The 22,930-nt window shown below is 60.0% G+C and carries 26 protein-coding genes; 9 read left to right on the top strand and 17 right to left on the bottom strand.

What is annotated here, in order from left to right:
• Positions 1-55: 55 nt before the first annotated feature.
• Entirely contained in the window at positions 56-907 is an 852-nt protein-coding gene (locus tag ACLK1G_RS09635) for an MIP/aquaporin family protein (protein ID WP_420765233.1), read from the bottom strand.
• On the bottom strand, positions 904-1,230 hold the full coding sequence (locus ACLK1G_RS09630; RefSeq protein ID WP_420765232.1) for a hypothetical protein: 327 nt from the start codon (positions 1,228-1,230) through the stop codon (positions 904-906). The genes ACLK1G_RS09635 and ACLK1G_RS09630 overlap by 4 nt, the downstream gene beginning before the upstream one ends.
• On the opposite strand from ACLK1G_RS09630, the gene ybaK reads away from it, so the two are divergent.
• Entirely contained in the window at positions 1,229-1,699 is a 471-nt protein-coding gene (gene ybaK / locus ACLK1G_RS09625; RefSeq protein ID WP_420765231.1) for a Cys-tRNA(Pro) deacylase, read from the top strand. The two genes, ACLK1G_RS09630 and ybaK, sit on opposite strands and share 2 nt — an antisense overlap.
• Positions 1,700-1,847: 148 nt before the next feature.
• The gene (locus ACLK1G_RS09620) at positions 1,848-2,630 is read left to right on the top strand and encodes a PhzF family phenazine biosynthesis protein (RefSeq protein WP_420765230.1); all 783 of its coding nucleotides are present in this window, start codon (positions 1,848-1,850) and stop codon (positions 2,628-2,630) included.
• A 52-nt stretch (positions 2,631-2,682) separates the two neighbouring features.
• Here the strand turns inward: ACLK1G_RS09620 and ACLK1G_RS09615 are convergent, their stop codons facing one another.
• A complete protein-coding gene (locus ACLK1G_RS09615) occupies positions 2,683-3,792 on the bottom strand; it encodes an ABC transporter ATP-binding protein (protein ID WP_420765229.1) in 1,110 nt (369 codons plus the stop codon).
• Positions 3,789-4,709 carry an ornithine carbamoyltransferase gene (argF, locus tag ACLK1G_RS09610; RefSeq protein ID WP_420765228.1) on the bottom strand — a complete coding sequence of 307 codons (921 nt, stop codon included), beginning with the start codon at positions 4,707-4,709 and terminating at the stop codon, positions 3,789-3,791. Before argF ends, ACLK1G_RS09615 begins: the two co-directional genes overlap by 4 nt.
• Positions 4,710-5,111: 402 nt before the next feature.
• Here argF and ACLK1G_RS09605 point away from each other — a divergent pair, with 402 nt between their 5' ends.
• The 3 genes from ACLK1G_RS09605 to grxD all read left to right on the top strand — a co-directional run bounded on the left by ACLK1G_RS09605 (position 5,112) and on the right by grxD (position 8,081).
• On the top strand, positions 5,112-5,399 hold the full coding sequence (locus ACLK1G_RS09605; RefSeq protein WP_420765227.1) for a hypothetical protein: 288 nt from the start codon (positions 5,112-5,114) through the stop codon (positions 5,397-5,399).
• A gap of 131 nt (positions 5,400-5,530) precedes the next feature.
• The gene (locus tag ACLK1G_RS09600; protein ID WP_420765226.1) at positions 5,531-7,639 is read left to right on the top strand and encodes a molybdopterin oxidoreductase family protein; all 2,109 of its coding nucleotides are present in this window, start codon (positions 5,531-5,533) and stop codon (positions 7,637-7,639) included.
• A 100-nt stretch (positions 7,640-7,739) separates the two neighbouring features.
• Positions 7,740-8,081 carry a Grx4 family monothiol glutaredoxin gene (gene grxD, locus ACLK1G_RS09595; RefSeq protein ID WP_420765225.1) on the top strand — a complete coding sequence of 114 codons (342 nt, stop codon included), beginning with the start codon at positions 7,740-7,742 and terminating at the stop codon, positions 8,079-8,081.
• A gap of 98 nt (positions 8,082-8,179) precedes the next feature.
• Here grxD and bfr read toward each other — a convergent pair whose 3' ends face one another.
• Positions 8,180-8,653 carry a bacterioferritin gene (gene bfr, locus ACLK1G_RS09590; protein WP_053124544.1) on the bottom strand — a complete coding sequence of 158 codons (474 nt, stop codon included), beginning with the start codon at positions 8,651-8,653 and terminating at the stop codon, positions 8,180-8,182.
• A 198-nt stretch (positions 8,654-8,851) separates the two neighbouring features.
• Positions 8,852-9,070 (bottom strand): bacterioferritin-associated ferredoxin, encoded by a 219-nt coding sequence (locus tag ACLK1G_RS09585; RefSeq protein ID WP_039591750.1) that lies wholly within the window; start codon positions 9,068-9,070, stop codon positions 8,852-8,854.
• A 284-nt stretch (positions 9,071-9,354) separates the two neighbouring features.
• Here ACLK1G_RS09585 and ACLK1G_RS09580 point away from each other — a divergent pair, with 284 nt between their 5' ends.
• Positions 9,355-9,957: a peroxiredoxin gene (locus ACLK1G_RS09580; protein WP_039591751.1), complete on the top strand. Its 603-nt coding sequence runs from the start codon at positions 9,355-9,357 to the stop codon at positions 9,955-9,957.
• Between the two features lie 101 nt (positions 9,958-10,058).
• Here the strand turns inward: ACLK1G_RS09580 and rnt are convergent, their stop codons facing one another.
• Both rnt and pyrC read right to left on the bottom strand, forming a co-directional pair.
• Positions 10,059-10,736 (bottom strand): ribonuclease T, encoded by a 678-nt coding sequence (gene rnt, locus ACLK1G_RS09575; protein WP_420765224.1) that lies wholly within the window; start codon positions 10,734-10,736, stop codon positions 10,059-10,061.
• A complete protein-coding gene (pyrC, locus tag ACLK1G_RS09570) occupies positions 10,733-11,779 on the bottom strand; it encodes a dihydroorotase (RefSeq protein ID WP_420765223.1) in 1,047 nt (348 codons plus the stop codon). Before pyrC ends, rnt begins: the two co-directional genes overlap by 4 nt.
• Positions 11,780-11,967: 188 nt before the next feature.
• Between pyrC and ACLK1G_RS09565 the strand changes: the two genes are divergently transcribed.
• Both ACLK1G_RS09565 and ACLK1G_RS09560 read left to right on the top strand, forming a co-directional pair.
• Entirely contained in the window at positions 11,968-12,966 is a 999-nt protein-coding gene (locus ACLK1G_RS09565; RefSeq protein ID WP_420765222.1) for a flagellar protein MotY, read from the top strand.
• Between the two features lie 128 nt (positions 12,967-13,094).
• Complete coding sequence (locus ACLK1G_RS09560; RefSeq protein ID WP_024779511.1) at positions 13,095-14,312, top strand: argininosuccinate synthase; 1,218 nt, start codon at positions 13,095-13,097, stop codon at positions 14,310-14,312.
• 86 nt (positions 14,313-14,398) lie between these two features.
• On the opposite strand, the gene ACLK1G_RS09555 is transcribed toward ACLK1G_RS09560, so the two are convergent.
• Positions 14,399-14,896 carry a hypothetical protein gene (locus ACLK1G_RS09555; RefSeq protein WP_420765221.1) on the bottom strand — a complete coding sequence of 166 codons (498 nt, stop codon included), beginning with the start codon at positions 14,894-14,896 and terminating at the stop codon, positions 14,399-14,401.
• A 472-nt stretch (positions 14,897-15,368) separates the two neighbouring features.
• On the opposite strand from ACLK1G_RS09555, the gene ACLK1G_RS09550 reads away from it, so the two are divergent.
• The gene (locus ACLK1G_RS09550) at positions 15,369-15,995 is read left to right on the top strand and encodes a response regulator (RefSeq protein WP_420765220.1); all 627 of its coding nucleotides are present in this window, start codon (positions 15,369-15,371) and stop codon (positions 15,993-15,995) included.
• Positions 15,996-16,044: 49 nt separating this feature from the next.
• Here ACLK1G_RS09550 and ACLK1G_RS09545 read toward each other — a convergent pair whose 3' ends face one another.
• The 8 genes from ACLK1G_RS09545 to metG form a co-directional block, all read right to left on the bottom strand.
• Positions 16,045-16,230: a PA3496 family putative envelope integrity protein gene (locus ACLK1G_RS09545; protein WP_420765219.1), complete on the bottom strand. Its 186-nt coding sequence runs from the start codon at positions 16,228-16,230 to the stop codon at positions 16,045-16,047.
• 107 nt (positions 16,231-16,337) lie between these two features.
• The gene (nth, locus tag ACLK1G_RS09540) at positions 16,338-16,976 is read right to left on the bottom strand and encodes an endonuclease III (protein ID WP_420765218.1); all 639 of its coding nucleotides are present in this window, start codon (positions 16,974-16,976) and stop codon (positions 16,338-16,340) included.
• Positions 16,973-17,503: an Rnf-Nqr domain containing protein gene (locus tag ACLK1G_RS09535; RefSeq protein WP_420765217.1), complete on the bottom strand. Its 531-nt coding sequence runs from the start codon at positions 17,501-17,503 to the stop codon at positions 16,973-16,975. The genes nth and ACLK1G_RS09535 overlap by 4 nt, the downstream gene beginning before the upstream one ends.
• Positions 17,496-18,107 (bottom strand): RnfABCDGE type electron transport complex subunit G, encoded by a 612-nt coding sequence (locus tag ACLK1G_RS09530; RefSeq protein ID WP_420765216.1) that lies wholly within the window; start codon positions 18,105-18,107, stop codon positions 17,496-17,498. Before ACLK1G_RS09530 ends, ACLK1G_RS09535 begins: the two co-directional genes overlap by 8 nt.
• Positions 18,104-19,090, bottom strand: coding sequence for an RnfABCDGE type electron transport complex subunit D (locus tag ACLK1G_RS09525; RefSeq protein ID WP_420765215.1), 987 nt, complete (start codon positions 19,088-19,090; stop codon positions 18,104-18,106). The genes ACLK1G_RS09530 and ACLK1G_RS09525 overlap by 4 nt, the downstream gene beginning before the upstream one ends.
• Positions 19,077-20,093 carry an electron transport complex subunit RsxB gene (gene rsxB / locus ACLK1G_RS09520; protein ID WP_420765214.1) on the bottom strand — a complete coding sequence of 339 codons (1,017 nt, stop codon included), beginning with the start codon at positions 20,091-20,093 and terminating at the stop codon, positions 19,077-19,079. The genes ACLK1G_RS09525 and rsxB overlap by 14 nt, the downstream gene beginning before the upstream one ends.
• On the bottom strand, positions 20,090-20,662 hold the full coding sequence (locus tag ACLK1G_RS09515) for an Rnf-Nqr domain containing protein (protein ID WP_420765213.1): 573 nt from the start codon (positions 20,660-20,662) through the stop codon (positions 20,090-20,092). Before ACLK1G_RS09515 ends, rsxB begins: the two co-directional genes overlap by 4 nt.
• A 126-nt stretch (positions 20,663-20,788) precedes the next feature.
• Complete coding sequence (gene metG, locus ACLK1G_RS09510) at positions 20,789-22,834, bottom strand: methionine--tRNA ligase (protein ID WP_420765212.1); 2,046 nt, start codon at positions 22,832-22,834, stop codon at positions 20,789-20,791.
• Between the last annotated feature and the right edge of the window lie 96 nt (positions 22,835-22,930).

Genomic DNA, 22,930 nt, shown 5'->3' with positions numbered 1-22,930 from the left:
ATTAAGGAAGAGGCCAGGGCGGGGGCTCGAATGACAGGCGCCCGCGCCGACTGTTTCAGGACGTTCTGGGCTTGCCATCAATGGCCGGCTCTGGCTCCTTTGCAGCAACCACGGCGCTGGGCAGGTGGCGAGCGATGAGCCCGCGATAAGCAGCAGCACCCAGGCATGCGCCAAGGATCGGCGCAAAAATCGGTACGAGGAAGTATGGAATGTCACGCGCCCCGGTGAGTGAAATTTCACCCCAGCCAGCGAAGAAAGTCATCAATTTCGGACCGAAATCCCGCGCCGGGTTCATCGCGAAACCTGTCAGTGGCCCCATCGAACTGCCGATCACGGCGATCAGCAAGCCGATCAGCAGCGGCGCCAGCGGGCCGCGCGGCAGGCCGTTGTTATCATCGGTCAAGGACATGATCACGCCCATCAGGATGGCGGTGATGATCATCTCGACCAGGAAAGCTTGGCCGGTGGACAGTGCCGGGTGGGGGTAGGTGGAGAACACCGACGCCAGTTCGAGGCTGGCCACGGTGCCCCGGATCATGTGGCGGGACTGTTCGAAATCGAAGAATAAATTGCTGTACAGCGTGTAGACCAGCAGTGCGCCGCAGAACGCGCCGGTCACTTGGCAAACGATATAGAAAGGCAGTTTGCGTTTTTCGAAGTCAGTGAAAATGCACAGGGCGATGCTAACGGCGGGGTTCAGATGTGCGCCGGAAATGCCCGCGCTGAGATAAATCGCCATGCTGACACCGACGCCCCAGATGATGCTGATTTCCCACAAGCCGAAACTGGCGCCCGCGACCTTGAGCGCTGCAACGCAACCGGTGCCGAAAAAAATCAACAGGGCCGTACCCAGGAACTCCGCCAGGCATTGGCTGGAGAGCGAAGGTTGTTGTAAAGCAGTCGTCATTCAAACCTCGGTTCTTTTTGTTGTCCTGCGCGGCGGAAAACAACCCGTCGTCGCCTTTTCGCCGAGTGCAGGATCCCCATCCTGCGCTCGGGGTGTTGCTTGAGACACGCGTTTCTGCTTTCAGTTTCGAAAAAATATAGACAAGAAACGCCGCTGTCAAAGGTCGAAAGTGAACCGTCGGTCATATTGGGATTATTCGTTCCATGAATGAATTTTTCCGGCGTGGCGCGGCGTCGACATCGGCCGTCTGCGCAGCCTTTTGCCTGGGGATCGCTTAGAATTCTCGCCACTCTTTTTGTTGTTTCCCTGTCAGGAGCGGTCATGACCCCCGCATTGGATCTGCTGAAAAAAGTGCGTGCCGAACATCGTATTCACAGTTACGAACATGACCCCAAGGCCGCGTCCTATGGTCTGGAAGCCGCAGAGAAACTGGCTCTGGAACCGGCGCGAGTGTTCAAGACGCTGTTGGCCGCGAGCGAGAAAGGTGAATTGCTGGTGGCGGTGGTGCCGGTCGCCGGGAGTCTGGACCTCAAAGCGCTGGCCCATGCGGCCGGGGTAAAGAAAGTCGAGATGGCTGATCCAGCCGCCGCGCAGCGTTCGACAGGTTATTTGCTGGGGGGCATCAGTCCGCTGGGACAGAAGAAGCGCCTGCGCACGTTTATCGACTCATCCGCACAGCCGTTCCCCACTGTGTTCGTCAGCGCGGGAAGACGAGGCCTGGAGGTGGAGTTGGCGCCCGCGTTGCTGGCGGAGCATACCGGAGCGGCGTTTGCGGATATTGGCCGCGGGTGAGGAGCAAGCGCCTCTGCCAGGATGAATCTTTCCAACCGTCCAGGCGTCCAACCCTTCAATGTGTAAGGCGAAAATTGTGTCGATCTGTCACTGGATAAACGGTGCCTGCGCAGCTCATGCTCACGCATCATAAAAAAGGAGATGTGCCATGCAGCTTGCGTTTCATCAGGTCGATGCGTTCAGTGACCGGCCCTTTGGCGGTAACCCGGCGATGGTCTATCGGCTCGATGCCTGGCTTGCCGATGACCTGATGCAAAAGATTGCCGCCGAACATAACCTGGCTGAAACCGCGTTTTTGGTGCGCGAAAACCAGCACTGGCATATCCGCTGGTTCACCCCGACCACCGAGGTGCCCTTGTGTGGTCATGCCACGTTGGCCAGCGCTTATGTGTTGTTCGAGGTCTATCACGAAACCGTGGAGCGGCTGGACTTCATCTGCAAATCCGGAGCGCTGAGCGTCACGCGCGAGGGCGAACGGCTGTGGTTGGATTTCCCTGCCATCGTGCCGGCTGAATTGGGCGCGTCCCTGGCGGTCCAGAGTGCCTTGGGTGTCGAGGCGGTGGATGTGCTGAGTTCCAACGAATTGTTCGTGGTATTGGAGTCGGAGCAGGCGGTGCTCGAATGCAAGCCGGACATGGCGGCCCTGGCGAAACTGCCATGGCCTGGCGCGATCGTGACCGCGCCGGGAAGCAAGCACGATTTCGTCTCGCGCTATTTTGCTCCGGCGATTGGTATCAATGAGGATCCGGTCACCGGGTCGACTCATTGCAGCCTGATTCCCTACTGGTCCAAGCGGCTGAACAAGCTCGGGCTGACGGCGTATCAATGCTCGGCCAGGGGAGGGGCATTGTTCTGCCGGCTGGAGGGTGACCGGGTGAAGATCGGTGGGCATGCCACGTTGGTGGCCAGCGGGACCCTATCAGTCGGTTGAGGTCAATGAGGTTCTGTGGGGGCGCGCTTGCTCGCTCCCACAGGGTGTAGCGTCAATTGGCGACGCTATGCCGTCGCACGCCGCTGTCGATCGACGGCAAATGCGCTGCCGTACTGCCCGAGGCCTGGAACAGCACCAGGTGTTCGGCGGCCACGCGAATACCGACAGTCGCCCCGACCTGATGGTCGGCGTGGCTTGGGAAAATCGATTCCAGTTGCGCACCCGTCGGCAATTTCAGGCGATACAAGGTCGAAGCGCCCAGAAAAGTCTTACCGATGATGGCAGCCGTGAGCGGGCTGTCAGGCGCGTAGACGATATCGTCCGGGCGCAGCAGCACATCCACGGCGCTGCCGATGGGCCAGGTATAGGCCCGGTTTCCCCGTAGCGTCCCCAATTCGGTCTGCACTGATTCCGGGCTGTCGAGCTGGCCTCGGATGAAATAGCCCTGGCCGATAAAGCTGGCGACATAAGGCGTCAGGGGTTCGTGGTAAAGGTTGTAGGGCGTATCCCACTGTTCCAGCCGACCCTCCCGGAATACGCCGACGTGATCACTCACGGCGAAGGCTTCTTCCTGGTCATGGGTCACCAGAATCGCGCTGGTGCCGCGAGCCTTGAGGATGTCCCGCACCTCATGGCTGAGCTTGCGTCGCAGCTCGCCATCGAGGTTGGAGAAGGGCTCGTCGAGCAGCAGCAATTGCGGCTCGGGCGCCAATGCCCTGGCGAGCGCCACGCGTTGTTGCTGGCCTCCGGAGAGCTCATGGGGAAAACGTTTACCGAGGTTCTTCAGGTTGACCAGTTCCAGCAGCTCTTCGACCACACGGTTCTTGCCAGGGTGTTTACGAATGCCGAATGCCATGTTCTCGGCGACACTGAGGTGCGGGAACAGTGCATAGTCCTGGAATACCATGCCGATGCGACGTTTTTCCGGGGCCAAGGTGAAACCCGCGCGGGAAATGATTTCCCCGGCCAACTGGATCTCGCCTTCGTGTACCGGTTCGAAACCGGCGATGGCCCGCAGGGTCGTGGTCTTGCCGCACCCGGACGAGCCCAGCAAGCAGCCGATGTCGCCCGCATTGAGGTGCAGGTTGAGGTTCTGGACGACTCGCTGGTCCTGGTACCCGCAGGCCAGGTTATGCAGATTCAGTAACAAGGAGTGACTCATGCGTGGTGATACGCCGGCTCGACGAGGAATTCGAGCAGGGCCTTCTGTGCGTGGAGACGGTTTTCTGCCTGGTCCCAAGCGACGGATCGCGGGTCTTCCAGCAGGTCGAGGCTGATTTCCTCGCCGCGATGGGCGGGCAGGCAATGCATGAACAGCACCTCGGCGTCAGCCAGGTCGAGCAGGGCCCGTGTGACCTGCAACGGCGCGAACAGCTTGACGCGCTTGGCGGCTTCCTCTTCCTGGCCCATGGAGGTCCAGACGTCGGTGCTCACCAGGTGCGCGCCGGCCACGGCCAGCTTCGGATCACGGACCAGCGACACTCGGTCCCCGGCCTTGGCGAGCAGTTCTGCATCCGGGTCATAGCCTTCAGGGCAAGCGATCCGTAGCTGGAAGTCGAATTGCATCGACGCTTCTATATAGCTGTTGCACATGTTGTTGCCATCGCCGACCCAGGCAACGGTTTTGCCCTGGATCGAGCCGCGGTGCTCGAGGAAGGTCTGCATGTCGGCCAACAGCTGGCAAGGGTGTAGATCGTCGGATAGGCCGTTGATCACCGGCACGCTGGAATAGGCGGCGAATTCGGTCAGGGTGCTGTGGGCAAAGGTACGGATCATCACGGCGTCGAGCATGCTCGACATGACGATGGCGCAATCGCTGATCGGCTCGCCACGTCCCAGTTGAGTGTCGCGGGGCGACAGGAAAATCGCCTGGCCGCCAAGCTGGATCATGCCGGCTTCGAAAGAGATGCGAGTGCGCGTGGATGACTTCTCGAAAATCATCCCCAGCACACGGTTTTTCAAGGGCTCGAACAGTACGCCGCGTTTACGCAGGTCCTTGAGCTCAACGCCTCGACGGATCACGGCGAGCAACTCATCGGGCGTGAAATCCATCAGGGAGAGAAAGTGCCTTGCGCTCATGATTGACTACCTTTTTGTAACGGACCGCAGATGCTCAGAGCCTTGTTTCATGGAAAAACGGGCGAGACCTGCGGCAAAAGCCGCACGGGGCGACGAAATAGGGGAAAGGCGCGATATTGACATTAAATGTCGCGTCTTACCAATAGGGCTACGGTTATGAGGGATTTCAGCGAGGCCAATGCAGAGTTGCATTGGCGCGGTTGAGGCCGGTTTCCTGACAGCAGCGGGTTCATTTGTACACTGGCGTTGCGTCGCTTGGCAATCGAGCAGGGCGGGCATCGGGTGGTTGGCGATCGGTTTTTGACCCGCCGGCCCGGGTCGTCGGTCTGTTGCCCAATGTGAAATATTTCCTAATGCGGGACCCTGGGTTATAAATGAACCCCTAGCCGCAGGAGCCCCGAAATGGATTCGAAAGAGCAACGACTGATGGAACTGTTGGGGCTGACGGCACGCACCCTGACCCACCTGACCGCTTCGGTGACGTCCATGTCATTCGAATTGCTGCGCAGCGATGACGAAGTGACCAAGGCGGCGGGGCGCCGCATGATCGATCGGATGGCCACGATCAGCGGTGGTCTCGATGAGCACTGGCGCTTGATTGGCGAGTTGACCGGCGTGCCCATGGCCCAGGAGGAAGTGCAGACCATCGAGGAAATCCAACTGCTGGCGCCTCCTCCCGAGCAGCCTTGACAGCGACGCATCGGCGGGCCTGATGCCTGGCGATTCACAGGACGAACGTCGCTGGCGCTACCGGGCATCCCGCGCCATAGTTTTGTTCCCGCGGCCCAAAGTGCCCGCTACGAATAAAACAGAGGCTGGCCATGACCAAGACCCTCCATCACCGTGCGTGCCATCTGTGCGAGGCCATCTGTGGCCTGACTCTCGAAACCACCGAAACCGAAGGCCAAGGCCTGGCGATCACCTCGATCAAGGGTGATCCGCTGGACAGTTTCAGTCGTGGGCACATCTGCCCCAAGGCCGTGGCGTTGCAGGATATCCAGAACGATCCGGACCGCCTGCGCCAGCCCATGCAACGAGTCGGCGGCGAGTGGCAGCCCATCGCCTGGGACGACGCCTTTGCCTTGGTGGCCGAACGCCTTGCGGCGATCCAGGAGCGCCACGGCCAGAACGCGGTGGGGGTCTATCAGGGCAACCCCAGCGTGCACAACTATGGATTGATGACCCACAGCAACTATTTCCTCGGCTTGTTGAAAACCCGCAGCCGCTTTTCGGCGACTTCGGTTGATCAATTGCCCCATCACCTGACCAGTCACTTGATGTACGGTCACGGCTTGCTGCTGCCGATACCGGACATCGATCACACCGATTTCATGCTGATCCTTGGGGGTAATCCGCTGGCTTCCAATGGCAGCATCATGACCGTGCCGGATGTGGAGAAACGGCTGAAGGCAATCCAGTCCCGGGGCGGCCGGGTGGTGGTGGTCGATCCGCGGCGCAGCGAGACGGCGGCCATTGCCGACCAGCATGTATTCGTACGCCCCGGCGGCGATGCCGCGCTGCTGTTTGGCTTGCTTGGCACCTTGTTCAGCGAAGGACTGACGCGTGACAGTCATTTGCCGGTGGACGGCCTCGAAGAGGTGCGCCAGGCCGTTGCACCTTTCACCGCAGAGGCCATGAGCCCGCTTTGTGGGGTGCCTGCCCCGCAGATCCGCCAATTGGCCCGTGATTTCGCTGCCGCGCCGTCGGCCGTGTGCTATGGCAGGATGGGTGTTTCGACCCAGGCTTTCGGCACGCTGTGCCACTGGCTGATCCAGGTGATCAACCTGGTGACCGGCAATCTCGATCGAGTGGGCGGGGCACTGTGCACCGAGCCAGCGGTGGATTTGGTGGCGACCACTTCGGGCGGGCACTTCAATCGCTGGCAAAGCCGTGTATCCGGGCGTCCCGAATATGCGGGCGAGTTGCCTGTATCGACCCTCGCCGAAGAAATGCTCACCGAGGGCGAAGGGCAGATCCGTGCGCTGGTCACCGTGGCCGGCAACCCCGTGCTGTCCACGCCTAACGGACGGCAGCTCGAGCAAGCGCTGGATGGGCTTGAGTTCATGATCAGCATCGACTTGTACATCAACGAAACCACGCGCTACGCCGACTTGATCCTGCCGTCGACCTCGGCCCTGGAAAATGATCATTACGACACCACGTTCAACCTGTTCGCCGTGCGTAACGTCAGCCGCTTCAACCGGGCCATCCTGCCCAAGCCCGAGGGAGCGCTGCACGATTGGGAGATTTTTGTCGGCCTGGCCAAGGCTTTTGCCGCCCGGACCGGCAAGGAGCTCAAGCCGACGATGCCGCCGGCGCAGATGATCGATTTCGGCCTGCGAGCCGGGATGTATGGCGATGCTTCGCCCTACAGGTTGTCCTTGGCAACGCTGTTCGATCATCCCCACGGTATCGATCTCGGAGCGCTCAAGCCCAATCTGACGGCCCGGTTGAAAACCGAAAATGGCCGCGTGCAGGCTGCGCCCGCCGTCATCCTCGCCGACCTGGCGCGCTTTGCCGCGTTGCGAGCGCCGGCAGCGGACGAGTTGCTGATGATTGGCCGGCGCCATGTGCGCAGCAATAACTCATGGATGCATAATTTCCACCGGCTGGTGAAAGGCAAGCCGCGTCATCAATTGCTGATGCATCCGCAAGACCTTGCCAGCCGGGGGCTTGTCGATGGGCAGCGCGTGAAGGTCAGCTCCCGGGTCGGCGTGATTGAAGTGGAGGTCCAGAGCAGCCCGGACATGATGAAAGGCGTGGTCAGCCTTCCTCACGGTTGGGGGCATGCTCGTCCTGGCGTGCAGATGACCATCGCCAGCGGACAGCCTGGGTCCAGCGCCAACGACCTGACCGATGAGCGCCAGCTCGATGAGTTATCCGGCAACGCGGCGCTGAACGGTGTTCCGGTGAAGGTGGCGGCTGCGTAAAATTGTCCCCGGGGCGGACCGAGCAAGGTGCTCGGCTTTCCGTTACAATGCGCCACCGTGTCGACATCTGTAGTCGCAAAAGTTCAAGCCGAGGTGCTCCGTGGATATCATCGAAACGATCAAAGAACAGATTGCCAACAACACCATCCTGCTCTACATGAAAGGCTCGCCGAACGCCCCACAGTGCGGCTTCTCGGCCAAGGCTGCTCAGGCGGTGATGGCGTGTGGCGAGAAGTTCGCCTACGTGGACATCCTGCAGAACCCGGAAATCCGCGCCAACCTGCCCAAGTATGCCAACTGGCCAACCTTCCCACAGTTGTGGGTTGGCGGTGAGCTGATCGGCGGCAGTGACATCATGACCGAGATGGCCGCCGACGGTTCGTTGCAGTCCACGATCAGGGCAGCTGTGGAAGCAGCGGCGGCTAACAAGTCCGAAGCCTGATCGACCGCAGTACTGTAGGAGCCTGGCCATCCAGGCAATAAAAAGCCCCGCGCCTCGAAAGAGGGCGGGGCTTTTTAATGGCTTGCTTTCGAGGGCGCTTATTCTTCGCCCATCTGCGATTGCAGGTAATTTTCCAGACCGATCTTGTCGATCAGGCCCAGCTGGGTTTCGAGCCAGTCGATGTGCTCTTCCTCGGATTCGAGAATGTCTTCCAGCAGTTCGCGGCTACCGAAGTCGCCAACGCTTTCGCAATGGGCAATGGCGGCTTTCAGGTCGGCGTGGCCGGTGCGCTCGATGCGCAGGTCGCATTCGAGCATTTCACGAGTATGTTCGCCGATGTGCAGCTTGCCCAGGTCCTGGACGTTCGGCAGGCCTTCGAGAAACAGGATTCGCTTGATCAGCTTGTCCGCATGTTTCATTTCATCGATGGATTCGTGGTACTCGTGCTTGCCCAGCTTGTTCAGGCCCCAATCCTCGTACATGCGTGCATGCAAGAAGTACTGATTGATCGCGACCAGCTCATTGGCAAGGATCTTGTTGAGATGCTGGATGACTGTAATGTCGCCTTTCATGATGAGGGCCTGCCCTGATAACTGTGTATTAAGGCGGAGTTTGAGCCGAGCTATTACGAGTGTCAAACCTAAGTTATTGAATAATAAATGAAAATTAATCGGAATAAGAATGTTTGTGTTCCGCGTCTGGAAGCTAAGCATTTGATTTTCGGGCATAAAAAAACCGGACATTGAGTCCGGTTCTTTGAATATCTGGATTTATGCGGCCGTAAATTCTGCCGGATAAGGGATCGAGGCTTGCGCGGTCTGAACTTTGGCGAGGGTTTCACGCACCACTTCCTTGGCGAGGCAGGCGCATTTGCCGCATTGGCTGGCTACGCCGGTGGCCTGGCGGACTTCCCGGTAGCTGCAGCAACCCTCATAGATCGCTTCGCGGATTTGTCCGTCGGTGACGCCAGTGCAGAGGCATACATACATAAGTGAGAACCGTCGCTGGTTGTGACTCAATTGAGACGGATCTTAATGTTAACGAGAATGATTGTCAAAGTGGTTTCCTGCGCTGATTGACGAACGGCGTCGAGCGCCTGCCATCAAGCGGGCATCGGATTTCCAGGGCCGCCAAAAAACCGTTGAGGACAGGCCAAACGTGCGGTGTATGATGGTCGGTCCTTGCAAAGCGGGTTCGTGTCACAGGGCTGTCGCCTGAGGGTGGCAGGCTGGCGCGGACCTTGTTTTCACGTTACTACACCAGGAGATATCCAATGAGCGTACTCGTAGGCAAACAAGCCCCTGACTTCACCGTTCCCGCCGTCCTCGGCAATGGCGAAATCGTCGACAGCTTCACCCTGTCCTCGGCCATCAAAGGCAAATACGGCCTGGTGTTCTTCTACCCGCTGGACTTCACTTTCGTTTGCCCGTCCGAGCTGATCGCACTGGATCACCGCATGGACGACTTCAAGGCGCGCAACGTTGAAGTGGTCGCCGTTTCGATCGACTCGCACTTCACCCACAACGCCTGGCGCAACACCGCCATCAATGCCGGTGGCATCGGCCCGGTGAAATACACCATGGCTGCCGACATGAAGCACGAAATCGCCAAGGCCTACGACGTTGAGTCCGAAGGCGGCGTGGCCTTCCGTGGCGCGTTCCTGATCGACGACAAAGGCGTGGTCCGTTCGCAGATCATCAACGACCTGCCGCTGGGACGTAACATGGAAGAGCTGATCCGTCTGGTTGACGCCCTGCAGTTCCACGAAGAGCATGGCGAAGTCTGCCCGGCCAACTGGAAAAAAGGCGACAAGGGCATGACCGCATCGCCTGAAGGGGTAGCTGCCTACCTGGGCGAGCACAGCGACAAGCTGTAAGCGCACCCATGCATAAAAAAACCGGCCCTCGATGGGCCGGTTTTTTTATGGACGTTTCTTGGCGCAGCACAGATCCCTCGCCACAAAGAGCCAGGCTGATGTCAGTCGTCGAAATCTTGCCAGCCACCCATTTCCTTCCACCGGTTGACGATGCCGCAAAACAGCTCGGCGGTTTTCTCGGTGTCGTAGCGGGCCGAATGGGCTTCACGGCCATCGAAATCGATGTCGGCTGCCTGGCACGCCTTGGCCAACACTGTCTGGCCATACGCCAGGCCTGCAAGGGTGGCCGTGTCGAAGCTGGAGAACGGATGGAAAGGGTTGCGCTTCATGTCCAGGCGCGCCACGGCGGCATTGAGGAAGCCCAGGTCGAAGCTGCTGTTGTGGCCAACCAGGATCGCTCGCTTGCAACCGTTGGCCTTCAGCGCCTTGCGCACACCACGGAAGATGTCGGTCAGCGCGGTTTCTTCGCTGACGGCCATGCGCAGCGGATGATCGAGCTTGATCCCGGTGAACTCCAGGGCAGCCGCTTCGATGTTGGCGCCTTCGAACGGTTCGACCCGGAAGAAATAGGTGTGGTCGGGGAAGACGAAGCCTTTCTCGTCCATGCCGATGGTCGTCGCGGCGATTTCCAGCAGCGCATCGGTGGCCGAGTTGAAGCCGCCGGTTTCTACATCGACCACGACCGGCAGATAACCCCGGAAGCGAGCCGCCATTGGATGGCGCGGGCCGCCTGAGCCGCCGTTGCCGTCCAGTTCGTCATCGAAATGATCTTCACTCACGCGTTTTCCTCCAGCAGGCGCCAGCGCAGTTTTTCACCGGCGCGCAGCGGGATGACAGTCTGCTCGCCAAACGGCAGGCTGGCAGGGGCGGTCCACTCATCGCGAACCAGGGTAATACGATCGGTGTTCACCGGCAGGCCATAGAAGCGTGGGCCATGCAGGCTGGCGAAACCTTCGAGCTTGTCCAGGGCGTTGCGCTGCTCGAATGCCTCGGCATACATCTCGATGGCGGCGTAGGCGGTGTAACAGCCGGCGCAACCGCAGGCGGCTTCCTTGGCGTGACGGGCGTGGGGCGCCGAGTCGGTGCCCAGGAAGAACTTGGCGCTGCCGCTGGTGGCGGCGTCCAGCAAGGCTTCCTGATGGGTGTTGCGCTTGAGGATCGGCAGGCAGTAGAAATGCGGCCGGATCCCGCCCACCAGCATGTGGTTGCGGTTGTACAGCAGGTGGTGTGCGGTAATGGTCGCGCCGACGTTGGCCGAGGCCTCGTTGACGAATTGCACGGCATCGCCGGTGGTGATGTGCTCGAACACCACCTTTAGCGTCGGGAAGCGTTCGACGACGCGACGCATGTGTTCGTCGATGAAGATCTTCTCGCGGTCGAACACATCGACGTCGCCCCGGGTGACCTCGCCATGGATCAACAATGGCATGCCGACTTCGGCCATGACCTCCAGCGCAGGGAAGATCTTGTCGATGCTGGTGACACCGGAATCCGAGTTGGTGGTGGCGCCAGCGGGGTACAACTTGGCCGCGTGGACGAAACCACTGGCCTTGGCCTCGCGTATTTCTTCGGGCTGGGTGCGGTCGGTGAGGTAAAGCACCATCAGCGGTTCGAAGCGGCTGCCAGCCGGGCGTGCAGCCAGGATGCGCTGGCGATAGCCATCGGCCTCGGCAGCGTTACGCACGGGCGGAACCAGGTTAGGCATGATGATGGCGCGGCCAAAAGTGCGCGCGACATCGGCGACGGTATGGGTCAACACAGCACCATCGCGAAGATGAATATGCCAGTCGTCGGGACGCAGCAGGGTCAGGCGGTCGGACATGGGGGGCTTCCAGGCGGGTAAATCTCTGGCGAATGCTACCGGAAAAGACCGATCCGGGCACCCGCTATCAAGTTTTGCCGCAAGTTACCGATAGCCCCTTCAGGTGTGCCACGATTGCGTGCAGTGTCTAGGCCAAGCGGCATGCCCAGCGTTTTTCGATTTCCGTATAAAAGCCAGTGGAGCCTCCCGTGCGCCAGCGTTATCTAGCCTTGCTCAGTGTGTTTGCCAGCCTTCCTGCGATGGCGCTCACTTTCCAGACCCGTCTGGAGAGCATTGAGTGGACGGTCGAAGGCGATAAGTTCGAGTGTCGGCTGAGTCAGCCGATCACCGATTTTGGCAGCGGCGAATTCGTGCGCAAGGCGGGCGAGCAGGCCACGTTCCGGCTCAAGGCCTATAACCCGATGCTCGGTGGCGGCTCCGCGACGTTGCTGGCGGCGGCGGCGCCCTGGCAGCCAGGACGAGGCGATATCAACCTCGGCTCGGTCAGGATCGGTAGCGGCGATGTGCTGTTCAACAGCTCCCAGGTGCAGGCGGGCCGCTTGATCAGCGGGCTGATGGAAGGTCGCAGCCCCGTGGTGCGGCGTAACACCGACGATGGGCGGGTGTCGGAAGTCCGGTTGTTGCCCGTGCGCTTCAACAAGGCGTTCAACGATTACCAGGGCTGTGTCGCGAAGCTGTTGCCGAAGAACTTCGAACAGATCAAGCAAACCCAGATCGGTTTTCCCGGCGAAGGCATCGAGCTCGACGCCCAGGCCAAGGCTCAGCTGCAGGTCATGCTCGACTTCATCAAGGCTGACCCGAGCGTCAATCATGTCGAACTCGACGGCCACTCCGACAACAGTGGCAACCGCCTGACCAACCGCGAGCTGTCGCGCCGCCGGGCCCTGGCCGTCCAGGACTTCTTCAAGGCCAACGGCTTCCAGGAGTCTCAGTTCACCGTTCGCTTCCATGGCGAGCGTTATCCGCTGGTGCCCAATACCAACGCCGCCAATCGGGCCAAGAACCGTCGTGTGCTGGTAAAACTGGAGCGGGGCGCCGCACCGGCCTCGGCCCCACAGCCGCCAACCCCTGCGACAACGCCTGCGGTGCCTGCCGTGGCGCCCGCTGCCGCGCCGGGCAAACCGGCGACGCCAGTGGCCCCGGCCAAGGCGGCTACGCCTGCTGCGGCAACCGCGCGCACTTCCTGATCGCGCCTTGATCGTCGCGCAGCTGACATAATCTGTCGCTTCGTCGTCATAAGCTGTCGCGCCTCTGTAAATTATCCGCGGTGGACGTTAGACTTGCCGGCTTTCCGTACAACCCGTGGAGTGATGGCATGGCGGACGTAAACAAGGTCGTTCTGGCGTATTCCGGCGGCCTGGACACTTCGGTGATCCTCAAGTGGCTGCAGGACACATATAACTGCGAAGTGGTGACCTTCACCGCTGACCTGGGACAGGGCGAGGAAGTCGAGCCTGCACGCGCCAAGGCCCAGGCCATGGGCGTCAAAGAGATCTATATCGATGACCTGCGCGAAGAATTCGTCCGCGACTTCGTCTTCCCGATGTTCCGCGCCAACACTGTTTACGAAGGCGAATACCTGCTGGGCACGTCCATCGCCCGTCCGCTGATTGCCAAGCGCTTGATCGAAATCGCCAACGAAACCGGTGCCGATGCCATTTCCCATGGGGCGACCGGCAAGGGCAACGACCAGGTACGTTTCGAGCTGGGTGCCTATGCCCTCAAGCCGGGCGTGAAGGTCATTGCTCCATGGCGCGAGTGGGACTTGCTGTCCCGTGAAAAGCTGATGGACTACGCCGAGAAGCACGCGATCCCGATCGAGCGTCATGGCAAGAAAAAATCTCCGTACTCGATGGATGCCAACCTGTTGCACATCTCCTATGAAGGCGGCGTGCTGGAAGACACCTGGACCGAGCACGAAGAAGACATGTGGCGTTGGACCGTCTCCCCCGAGAAGGCTCCCGATACCCCGCAATACCTGGAACTGACCTATCGCAATGGCGACATCGTAGCGCTCGATGGCGTGGAAATGAGCCCGGCCACTGTGCTGGCGACCCTGAACCGCATCGGTGGCGAACACGGCATCGGTCGCCTCGACATCGTCGAGAACCGCTATGTCGGCATGAAGTCCCGTGGTTGCTACGAAACCCCAGGCGGCACCATCATGCTGCGCGCCCACCGGGCGATCGAATCGATCACCCTGGATCGCGAAGTGGCTCACTTGAAGGATGAGTTGATGCCCAAGTATGCCAGCCTCATCTACACCGGCTACTGGTGGAGCCCTGAGCGTCTGATGCTGCAACAGATGATAGATGCCTCCCAGGTCAACGTGAACGGTGTCGTGCGCCTGAAGCTGTACAAGGGCAACGTGATCGTGACCGGGCGCAAGTCCGACGACTCGCTGTTCGATGCCAACATCGCCACTTTTGAAGAAGACGGTGGTGCCTACAACCAGGCCGACGCGGCCGGTTTCATCAAGCTCAACGCCCTGCGCATGCGCATCGCGGCGAACAAGGGTCGCAAGCTGTTCTGATGCAATCCGAAAACGGCCTGCCGCATGGCAGGCCGTTTTCTGTTGTTTCCCGTCCCGTGTGTCGCTGCAGCCGTTTCCCTTATGGCTCACCCCGCCTGTTTATCCGGCAGTGTCCCTGCGCCGTTCCCGTTGTAAACAACGAAGACGATGATGGTCTTGCCCTCAAGACGCCGTCCCGAGTCCTTAGCCCAATACATGTCGACCGACGGGTGGGATGAAGTGTGCTTGAACGCATCGTCCAGAGCCGTGCACTTATTCCATTGATAAGACTGCGACAGGAAATCAGCCTTGCTTCCTTGGCGTGGTCTACGTCTACGCCGACAGGATGACTCAGCCGCACCCCTTATGAAGTGCTTGGTCTTGTGGAAATCCGAGGGCGAGTACAAGGAACGGTAGTTGAAGTTGAGTGTGATAAAGAAAAGAAATAACAGGTAAAACGGGAAGCTGATGAGGAACCATACATAGTACTCTCGCTCTTCATCATCCAGAAACGGCAGGGAAATAGCTGCGGAAGTTTCGGAGATCGTTGCGAATACAGCGATCAGTGTCAGGGGGTTGGCGATGGTTCTTAATGATCTTTTCATGGTGAGTGCTCATAAGTAATAGTGTGCTCGATTGTTTGAGTTGATCGAATAAATGAAATTGCCGGGCCGCTAGAATAACCCTGCGATCGGGCAGCGTTCTCTTTCGTGTGCTGGTAAGTGGAATCTTTTTTATACAGAAAACTGAATCTTCCGAGCTAAACTTTTGCGGTTTGTCTATAAATAAATCGGTAACTTTTTATGAGGGAAATGCTTTTCCCTGGGTGGCAGGTAATCAGGTTTTTGACGAGAAGGCGCATTATTCATAGGGTGTTCGACGCGTGAGAATTGCCGTTCGCACCCCTCGGGAAAATTCATGGCACATTATTTCGAAGGTTATTTGTAGGATTTTTCTGCGTTGCTTGTAGGTTGCGTCTTTCGCTGCGAGCGGTAAGGGGGGACGACATGCCAAGGAAGAAATGACTAGGCTATTGTGCGTGCTCTAAAAATTCGAACAGCGAAGTTGGATTTGCCCATGAATAAAGTGCTGATCGTGGATGATCATCCCGTCATTCGTCTTGCTGTACGTTTGCTGATGGAGCGTCATGGATATGAAGTTATTGCCGAAACGGATAACGGCGTCGATGCATTGCAGATTGCCCGGGAACAAATGCCCGACATCGTTATTCTGGATATTGGAATTCCGAAGTTGGATGGATTGGAGGTTATCGCTCGCCTGACCATCAATCCTTCGCCATTGAAAGTGCTGGTGCTGACTTCCCAGGCCCCTGGACATTTTTCGATGCGCTGCATGCAAACGGGGGCCGCCGGCTATGTATGCAAACAGCAGGACCTGACCGAACTGTTAAGTGCGATAAAAGCGGTGCTGTCGGGCTATAGCTATTTTCCCAACCAGGCATTGCACACGGTGCGTTCAAGCCTTGGCAATGCCAGCGAGTCGGATATGGTGGAACGTTTGTCCGGGCGAGAGATGATGGTGCTGCAGCAACTGGCTCGCGGTAAGACCAACAAAGAGATCGCGGATGGGATGTTCCTGAGCAACAAGACCGTCAGCACCTACAAAACCCGCTTGTTGTTGAAGCTCAATGCCCGTTCGCTGGTGGACCTGATTGAACTGGCACAACGAAATGGACTGGTCTGAATCGGGCACGCGTACAGTAAAAAGCCTCCATCTGGGAGGCTTTTACGTGTCAGAGATCAAAATCGTAATCGGCGAGTTGCTTTTGGAGACGACGCTCTTCCAACAGGTTGTCGATGGTGCGGCGTTTACTCAGGTTGGTTTTTGCCACTTCCACGACAACAGGTTCCGCATCGTCACCTTCAACGGCGACGAAATCGTCTTCCACTACATCCAGTTGTTCTTTGCCAGTACTCATGGGGTCGACTCCAGGCTAAGACTGCCATTGGCGCTCCTTATATCGATAAACAACCGGCGGGTAAAAAAGATTTTTTCAATCGGCGGATGCGTAAAAGCAATAGCGCATCAATCGTCCGATGTCTTGTGCTTATATTCACATAGGTCTTCGATCCGGCAGCTCCCGCAACGGGGCTTGCGGGCCAGGCAGACGTAACGCCCATGCAGGATCAGCCAGTGGTGTGAATCCAGAAGGTAATCCTTGGGGACGAATTTCATGAGCTTCTTTTCCACTTCCACCACGTTCTTGCCCGGCGCCAGCCCAGTCCGGTTACTGACGCGGAAAATGTGGGTGTCGACGGCCATCGTCAATTGACGGAATGCGGTATTGAGAACCACATTGGCGGTCTTGCGACCGACACCTGGAAGAGCTTCCAGCGCTTCGCGGGACTGGGGAATCTCACCGCCGTGACGCTCGATCAGCAGGCGACAGGTCTCGATCACGTTTTTCGCCTTGCTGTTGAAAAGCCCGATGGTCTTGATGTACTCGGACAGCCCTTCGACGCCCAAGGCAAGGATCGCCTGCGGTGTATTGGCTACGGGAAAAAGCTTGGCCGTGGCTTTGTTGACACCGACGTCGGTGGATTGGGCCGATAGAATCACCGCGATCAGCAACTCGAAAGGGGAAGAGTAGGCCAGTTCGGTCTTTGGCTCGGGGTTGTCTTCATGAAAACGACGAAAGATTTCCAGACGTTTTGCGGCGTTCATGGGCGCGGCGTTTCCTCTTGGGTCGAACGGGGGTTGGTGCCTGTCCAGGCTTGATAGGCGGCGAGCAGCAGGCCGAGCAGAATGAATCCGCCGGGAGCGAGCAGGGCCATTGGCACGCCTCTGCCGATCAGCTCGCGCAAAGCGCCCAGGCTGACGATCAAGAGGCCGAACTGCGCCGCCAACCTGAGGTGAGCAAGCCAGCGGCGCTCGACGACAGCGGTTTGTTCCAGCGTCACGCAGCTCAGTGCGATCCATGCGGTGTACATGCTCAGCGCGCCATGGCGCTCCAACATCCAGGCCTGGACGAGGAGGTCGGCGCAGGCGGTCATGGCGGCGGCCACGACGCAGGATGCGATGAGTCGCTGGCGGTCCGTGAGGCGCGGCCCCAGCAATGCCAGTGTCGAGCCGTGGGCGAGGCTGATCAAGACCCAGGCGAGCCACAGGACCAGCGCATTCACCAGCGAGTCGCTGGCTCCCACCAGAGGAACGAGCACGAGGCCGCGGGACCAGGGTATGGAGTTATTCATGACTGATCGCTCCCGTCAGCTGCGTCTTATGCCCGTCGAAGTAACGCAACGCATCGTGGACAGCCTGGAGCACCGCCCTGGATGTGACCGTCGCGCCAGCCAACTGGTCGAACTGGCCGTGATCCTTTTTCAACGCCCAACTCTCATCGGCAGGCACCTGGCTCGACTTGCCCTCGAAGGTTTGCAGCCAGGCATTCGGCCAGCCGGCTATCGCCGCGCCGAGGCCGGGAGTTTCCGACTGGCGCAGGGTTTTTACGCCCAGCACGCGTCCTGTCGGATCCACGGCGATCAGTAGCTCGATGCTGCCCTCGTAGCCCTGTACCTGGCTGCGTAGCAACACGGCGCTGGGCACTGCGTCGCGAGTTGCCAGGTAAGCGCCCAGCAATGTGCTGCGGGGCAGCGCCACCGGAGCCGCGATGAGCGGTTGCGCCATCGGCTGATTGTCGTAACGGTCGGGCGGCAGTATGTCGAGCAAGGTCCGGTTGGCGATGGCTTGGCGCTGCGCCTCGATGCGCCCGGCGGTGCCGGTTTGCACCAGGTACGTGGCGCCGATGGCAAGGCCGCCAAGCAACACCAGGATCGCAACGCCGGCGATTTTTTTCATGTCAGCGGGCGCCTATGTCGTGCCTCGACGAAGCGCTCCAGGGCCGGCACGCCGAGATTCATCAACAACACCGCAAACGCTATGCCGTCCGGCAACCCACCCCAGGTGCGGATCACGTAGACCAGCACCCCCGCGCCTACGCCGAACAACAGTCGGGCAAACGGGGCTTTGGCGCCCGACACGGGTTCGGTCACGATGAAAAACGCGCCGAGCATGGTTGCGCCGGTCAGCAGATGAAACAGTGGCGAACCGTGGGAATCCGAGCCCGAACCGTTCCAGAACAACAGGCTGACGGTGAACAGGCTGGCCAGCATGCCCACTGGGGCGTGCCACGTGAAAACCCGTTGTTGCAACAGGAACAGGCCGCCGGCAAGGAACCCCAGGTTGATCCACTCCACACCGTGTCCGCCCCAGCGGCCGAACGCCGGGTCGCTGGCAAACAGCTCGTCGATGGTCAGGCTGGTGTTGACCCGCAGGCTGTCCAACGCGGTGGCGCCAGCCCAGCCATCGGGGGGCTGGCCCATGTCGGCGACCAGGCGCAAACCGTCCATCAGGCCCAGGCCATGGGTCGTTGGCCATTGGCTCATGTATTGGGGGAACGCCATCAGTACCAGGGCATACCCGAGCATCGCTGGATTGAACGGATTGCTGCCGACCCCACCCCAAAGGTGCTTGCCAAACAACAAGGCGCAGGCGACCGCCGTGACGGTCAGCCACCAAGGGCAATACGCTGGCAAGGCCAGGGCCAGCAAGGTGGCACTGACCAATGCGCTGCCGTCGCCCAGGTCTGGCTTGATGGGTCGTCGCCGCAAACGCAATATCAGCGCCTCGATCGCCAGCGCGGTCAGCCCGGACAACAACAGGTTCAGCAACAAACCCCAACCAAAGAACCACATCGAGGCCAGTACGCCGGGCAACGTCGCCAGCAGTACACGCCGCATCGCCTGCCGCAGCCGTTCGTCCAGCGGATCAGCGAGCGGCATGGACATCCACCTGCCGCTCGGCGTCCTTGACGGCTTGCTCCAATGCTTGAAGCTGCTCCGCAGAAGCAGCGGCCGCCCGGGCCTTGCTGAGTTCGGCGCGACGCATCGCCAGCTGAATCTTGGCCCGCTTCAGTTCGGCGTCATTTGCCGGCACTGGTGCCGGTGCCGGCGTGGCGGGCGACGCAGCGCTTTCCAGTTGGGCCAATGCCAGTTCTGCCGCTTCGAACTGGCGTTGCAGCACGATCAGCCGTGACTGTTGCTCGTAGGTCGGCGGATGGCCGAACGCTCTCAAGGACTTGTGCAACTGTGCCCGACTCATGGCCAAATCGACCTTGGCTTTCTTCAGGGCGGCATCCGCAGTGGCGGCTTTCTGCGCGCGCACTCGCTCCAATGCTGCCTGCACGGGATCGAGTGGCTGCGCCCGGGCCGGTTGGGCGTTCCGCTGGATTCTGGCCAGGCGCTCGGCTTGGCGCGCCTCGTCTTCACGACGCAAGCGCGCATTGCGTTGCTCGAAACGCTGACGAGCGTGATTGCGCTTGGCGGCTCGCGCTTGCCGCTCCTCGTCGCTGGAGGCGAGTCCTCCCACGATCGGCGTTACCGTCGCCACCGGCAATGGCCGCATCTCGATGCAATCCACCGGGCAAGGCGCCACGCAAAGATCACAGCCGGTGCATTCGTCGATGAGAACGGTGTGCATCAGCTTTGCCGCGCCGACAATCGCATCCACCGGGCAGGCCTGGATGCACTTGGTGCAGCCGATGCATTCGGCTTCCCGGATAAACGCGATTTGCGCCGGTGCCGCGCCGCGACTGGCGTCCAGCTCCAAGGCCGGCACCCGCATCAGTTCGGCCAAGGCTGCGATGGTTTCCCTTCCGCCAGGCGGACATTTGTTGATCGGCTCACCCTGGGCGATCCCTTCGGCATAGGGCTTGCACCCTGGGTGACCGCACTTGCCGCATTGAGTTTGCGGAAGCAGGGCATCGATGTGTTGAATCAGGTTCATGTCTTGACCAGCCCGCGCAATCCGAGAAACGCCACTGCCATCAGGCCGGCGCTGATCAGTTGGATCGGCAGCCCCCGCAAGGGCATGGGAATATCGTTGTCGTGGATTCGCTGTCGCAAGTCTTCGAACAGGCTCAACACCAGCCAGAAACCCAGTCCACCACCCAGGCTCAAGGACATGGCGTGGCCCAGGCCGGTGGCCTCCCGGCTATTGAGCAGCGTGACGCCCAATATGCCGACATTGCCGAGTAGCAGCGGCCACAAGCCAGCAAGCGGCAGCATGGGCAGCCAGTGCTTCAGCAGCCCCAGCACCGGCCTGATCAGCAAGACACTCAGGGGCAGCCATAGCAAGAGCCGCATTGACGCCAGGCCGGCCGGGACCAGCAACCATTGGTCGATCAGATAGCCCACGCTCCCGACACAGAGCATCAGGCACGCCGTCGCCAGGCCCAGGGCATGCACCTGGCTTCGACCCTTGGCTGCCAGCAACGGATCGACGCCCAGCGGCCAATGCAACACCAGGTTGTTGATCAGGGCCGCGCTCAACAGGGATAAGAGGATTTCGGTCATGGCTATGGGGCGATAGGGCCTGTGACAGGATGGGCATTATCCGGCACACCGTGACGGCGAGCCAGATATGAAAAATCCCACAGTCACTCGTTAGCGACTGTGGGATCGGTGCCGCGTGCAGTTGCGTTACTTGATCCGCTGGCCCGGCTTGGCGCCGCTATCGGGGCTTAGCAGGTAGATCTCTTCGCCGCCGGGGCCCGCCGCCATCACCATGCCCTCGGAAATACCGAAACGCATTTTGCGTGGCTTGAGGTTGGCGATCATCATCGTCAGCCGGCCTTCAAGCTTGGCTGGGTCAGGGTAGGCGCTCTTGATGCCGGAGAACACGTTGCGCTGCTCGTCACCGATGTCCAAGGTCAGGCGCAACAGCTTGTCGGCCCCTTCGACCGCTTCAGCCTTGACGATCAGCGCCACGCGCAGGTCGATCGCCGCGAAGGCGTCGAAGTCGATTTCAGGCGACAGCGGGTCCTTGGCCAGTTCGCCGTTGCCGCTCGGGCCGCCGGTGTCGGTCTGGCTGGCGGCCAGGTCTTCCTTGGAGGCGTCGATCATCGCTTGCACCTTGGTCGCGTCGATGCGGGTCATCAGCGGCTTGAACTCGTTCAACTGATGATCGCTCAGCAGGGTCTGGTGATCGTTCCAGGACAGGGGCGCGACGTTGAGGAACGCTTCGGCATCGGCGGCCAGCAGCGGCAGCACCGGCTTGAGGAAAATCACCAGTTGGCGGAACAGGTTGATGCCCAGGGCGCAGATCGCCTGGACTTCATCCTGCTTGCCGTCCTGCTTGGCCAACGACCAGGGTGCCTTGTCGGCGATCCACGCGTTGGCGCGGTCGGCCAGGGCCATGATCTCGCGCATGGCGCGTGCAAAGTCGCGGCTCTCATAGGCATCGGCGATGCTTGGCGCGGCGGCGAGGAAGGCGTCGGTCAGTTCCGGCGCGGCGTTACCGGCAACCAGCACGCCAGCGTTGCCTTTGTGGATGAAACCGGCGCAACGGCTGGCAATGTTGACGACCTTGCCCACCAGGTCGGAGTTGACCTTCTGCACGAAGTCTTCGAGGTTCAGGTCCAGGTCGTCGACGCCACGGCCGAGCTTGGCGGCGTAGTAGTAACGCAGGTATTCGGGCGACAGGTGGTCCAGGTAGGTCCGCGCCTTGATGAACGTGCCGCGGGACTTGGACATCTTCTGGCCGTTGACGGTCAGGTAGCCGTGGACGTTGATGCCGGTCGGTTTGCGGAAACCGGCGCCTTCGAGCATGGCGGGCCAGAACAGCGCGTGGAAGTTGACGATGTCCTTGCCGATGAAGTGATACACCTCGGCGGTGGAATCCTTGGCCCAGAAGGCGTCGAAGTCCAGCCCCGGGGTGCGGTCGCAGAGGTTCTTGAAACTCGCCATGTAGCCAATGGGCGCGTCCAGCCACACATAGAAATACTTGCCTGGCTCGCCAGGGATCTCGAAGCCGAAGTACGGCGCATCGCGGGAAATGTCCCACTCCTGCAGGCCCGAGTCGAGCCACTCGGCGAGCTTGTTGGCAACCGCGTCCTGCAGCGTGCCGCTGCGGGTCCAGGTCTGCAGCATCTGCTGGAAATCCGGCAGCTTGAAGAAGAAATGCTGGGAGTCCCTGAGCACCGGTGTTGCACCGGAAATCGCCGATTTCGGGTCTTTCAGGTCGGTCGGGGCGTAGGTGGCACCGCATTTTTCGCAGTTGTCGCCGTACTGGTCCTCGGTGCCGCATTTCGGGCAGGTGCCCTTGATGAAGCGGTCGGCCAGGAACATTTTCTTTTCCGGGTCGAAATATTGGGTCACCGACCGGGTGGAAATATGCCCGGCGTCACGCAGCTTCAGGTAGATCTGGCTCGACAGCTCACGGTTTTCTTCGGCGTGGGTGGAGTGGAAGTTGTCGAAGTCCACCAGGAACTCGGCAAAGTCGGCGCTGTGTTCAGCCTGGACGTTGGCGATCAGTTGTTCCGGGGTGATGCCTTCTTTTTCCGCGCGCAACATTATGGCCGAGCCGTGGGCGTCGTCGGCGCAGACATAAATGCATTGGTTGCCGCGATGTTTCTGGAAGCGCGTCCACATATCGGTCTGGATGTATTCCAGCATGTGGCCAAGGTGGATCGAACCATTGGCGTAGGGCAGGGCGCTGGTGACGAGGATCTTGCGTGGCTCGGACATGGGGCTCGGCTACTTGATGAAACGGAGGTCGGCCACTATAAAGCGCCGGGAAATATATTTCACCCCACGGGCCTGTTTCCAGATGCATTGCTGGAG

The organism is Pseudomonas algeriensis (assembly GCF_048847255.1).
Classification (GTDB): domain Bacteria; phylum Pseudomonadota; class Gammaproteobacteria; order Pseudomonadales; family Pseudomonadaceae; genus Aquipseudomonas.
This window is presented reverse-complemented; position numbering and strand designations above follow the sequence as displayed.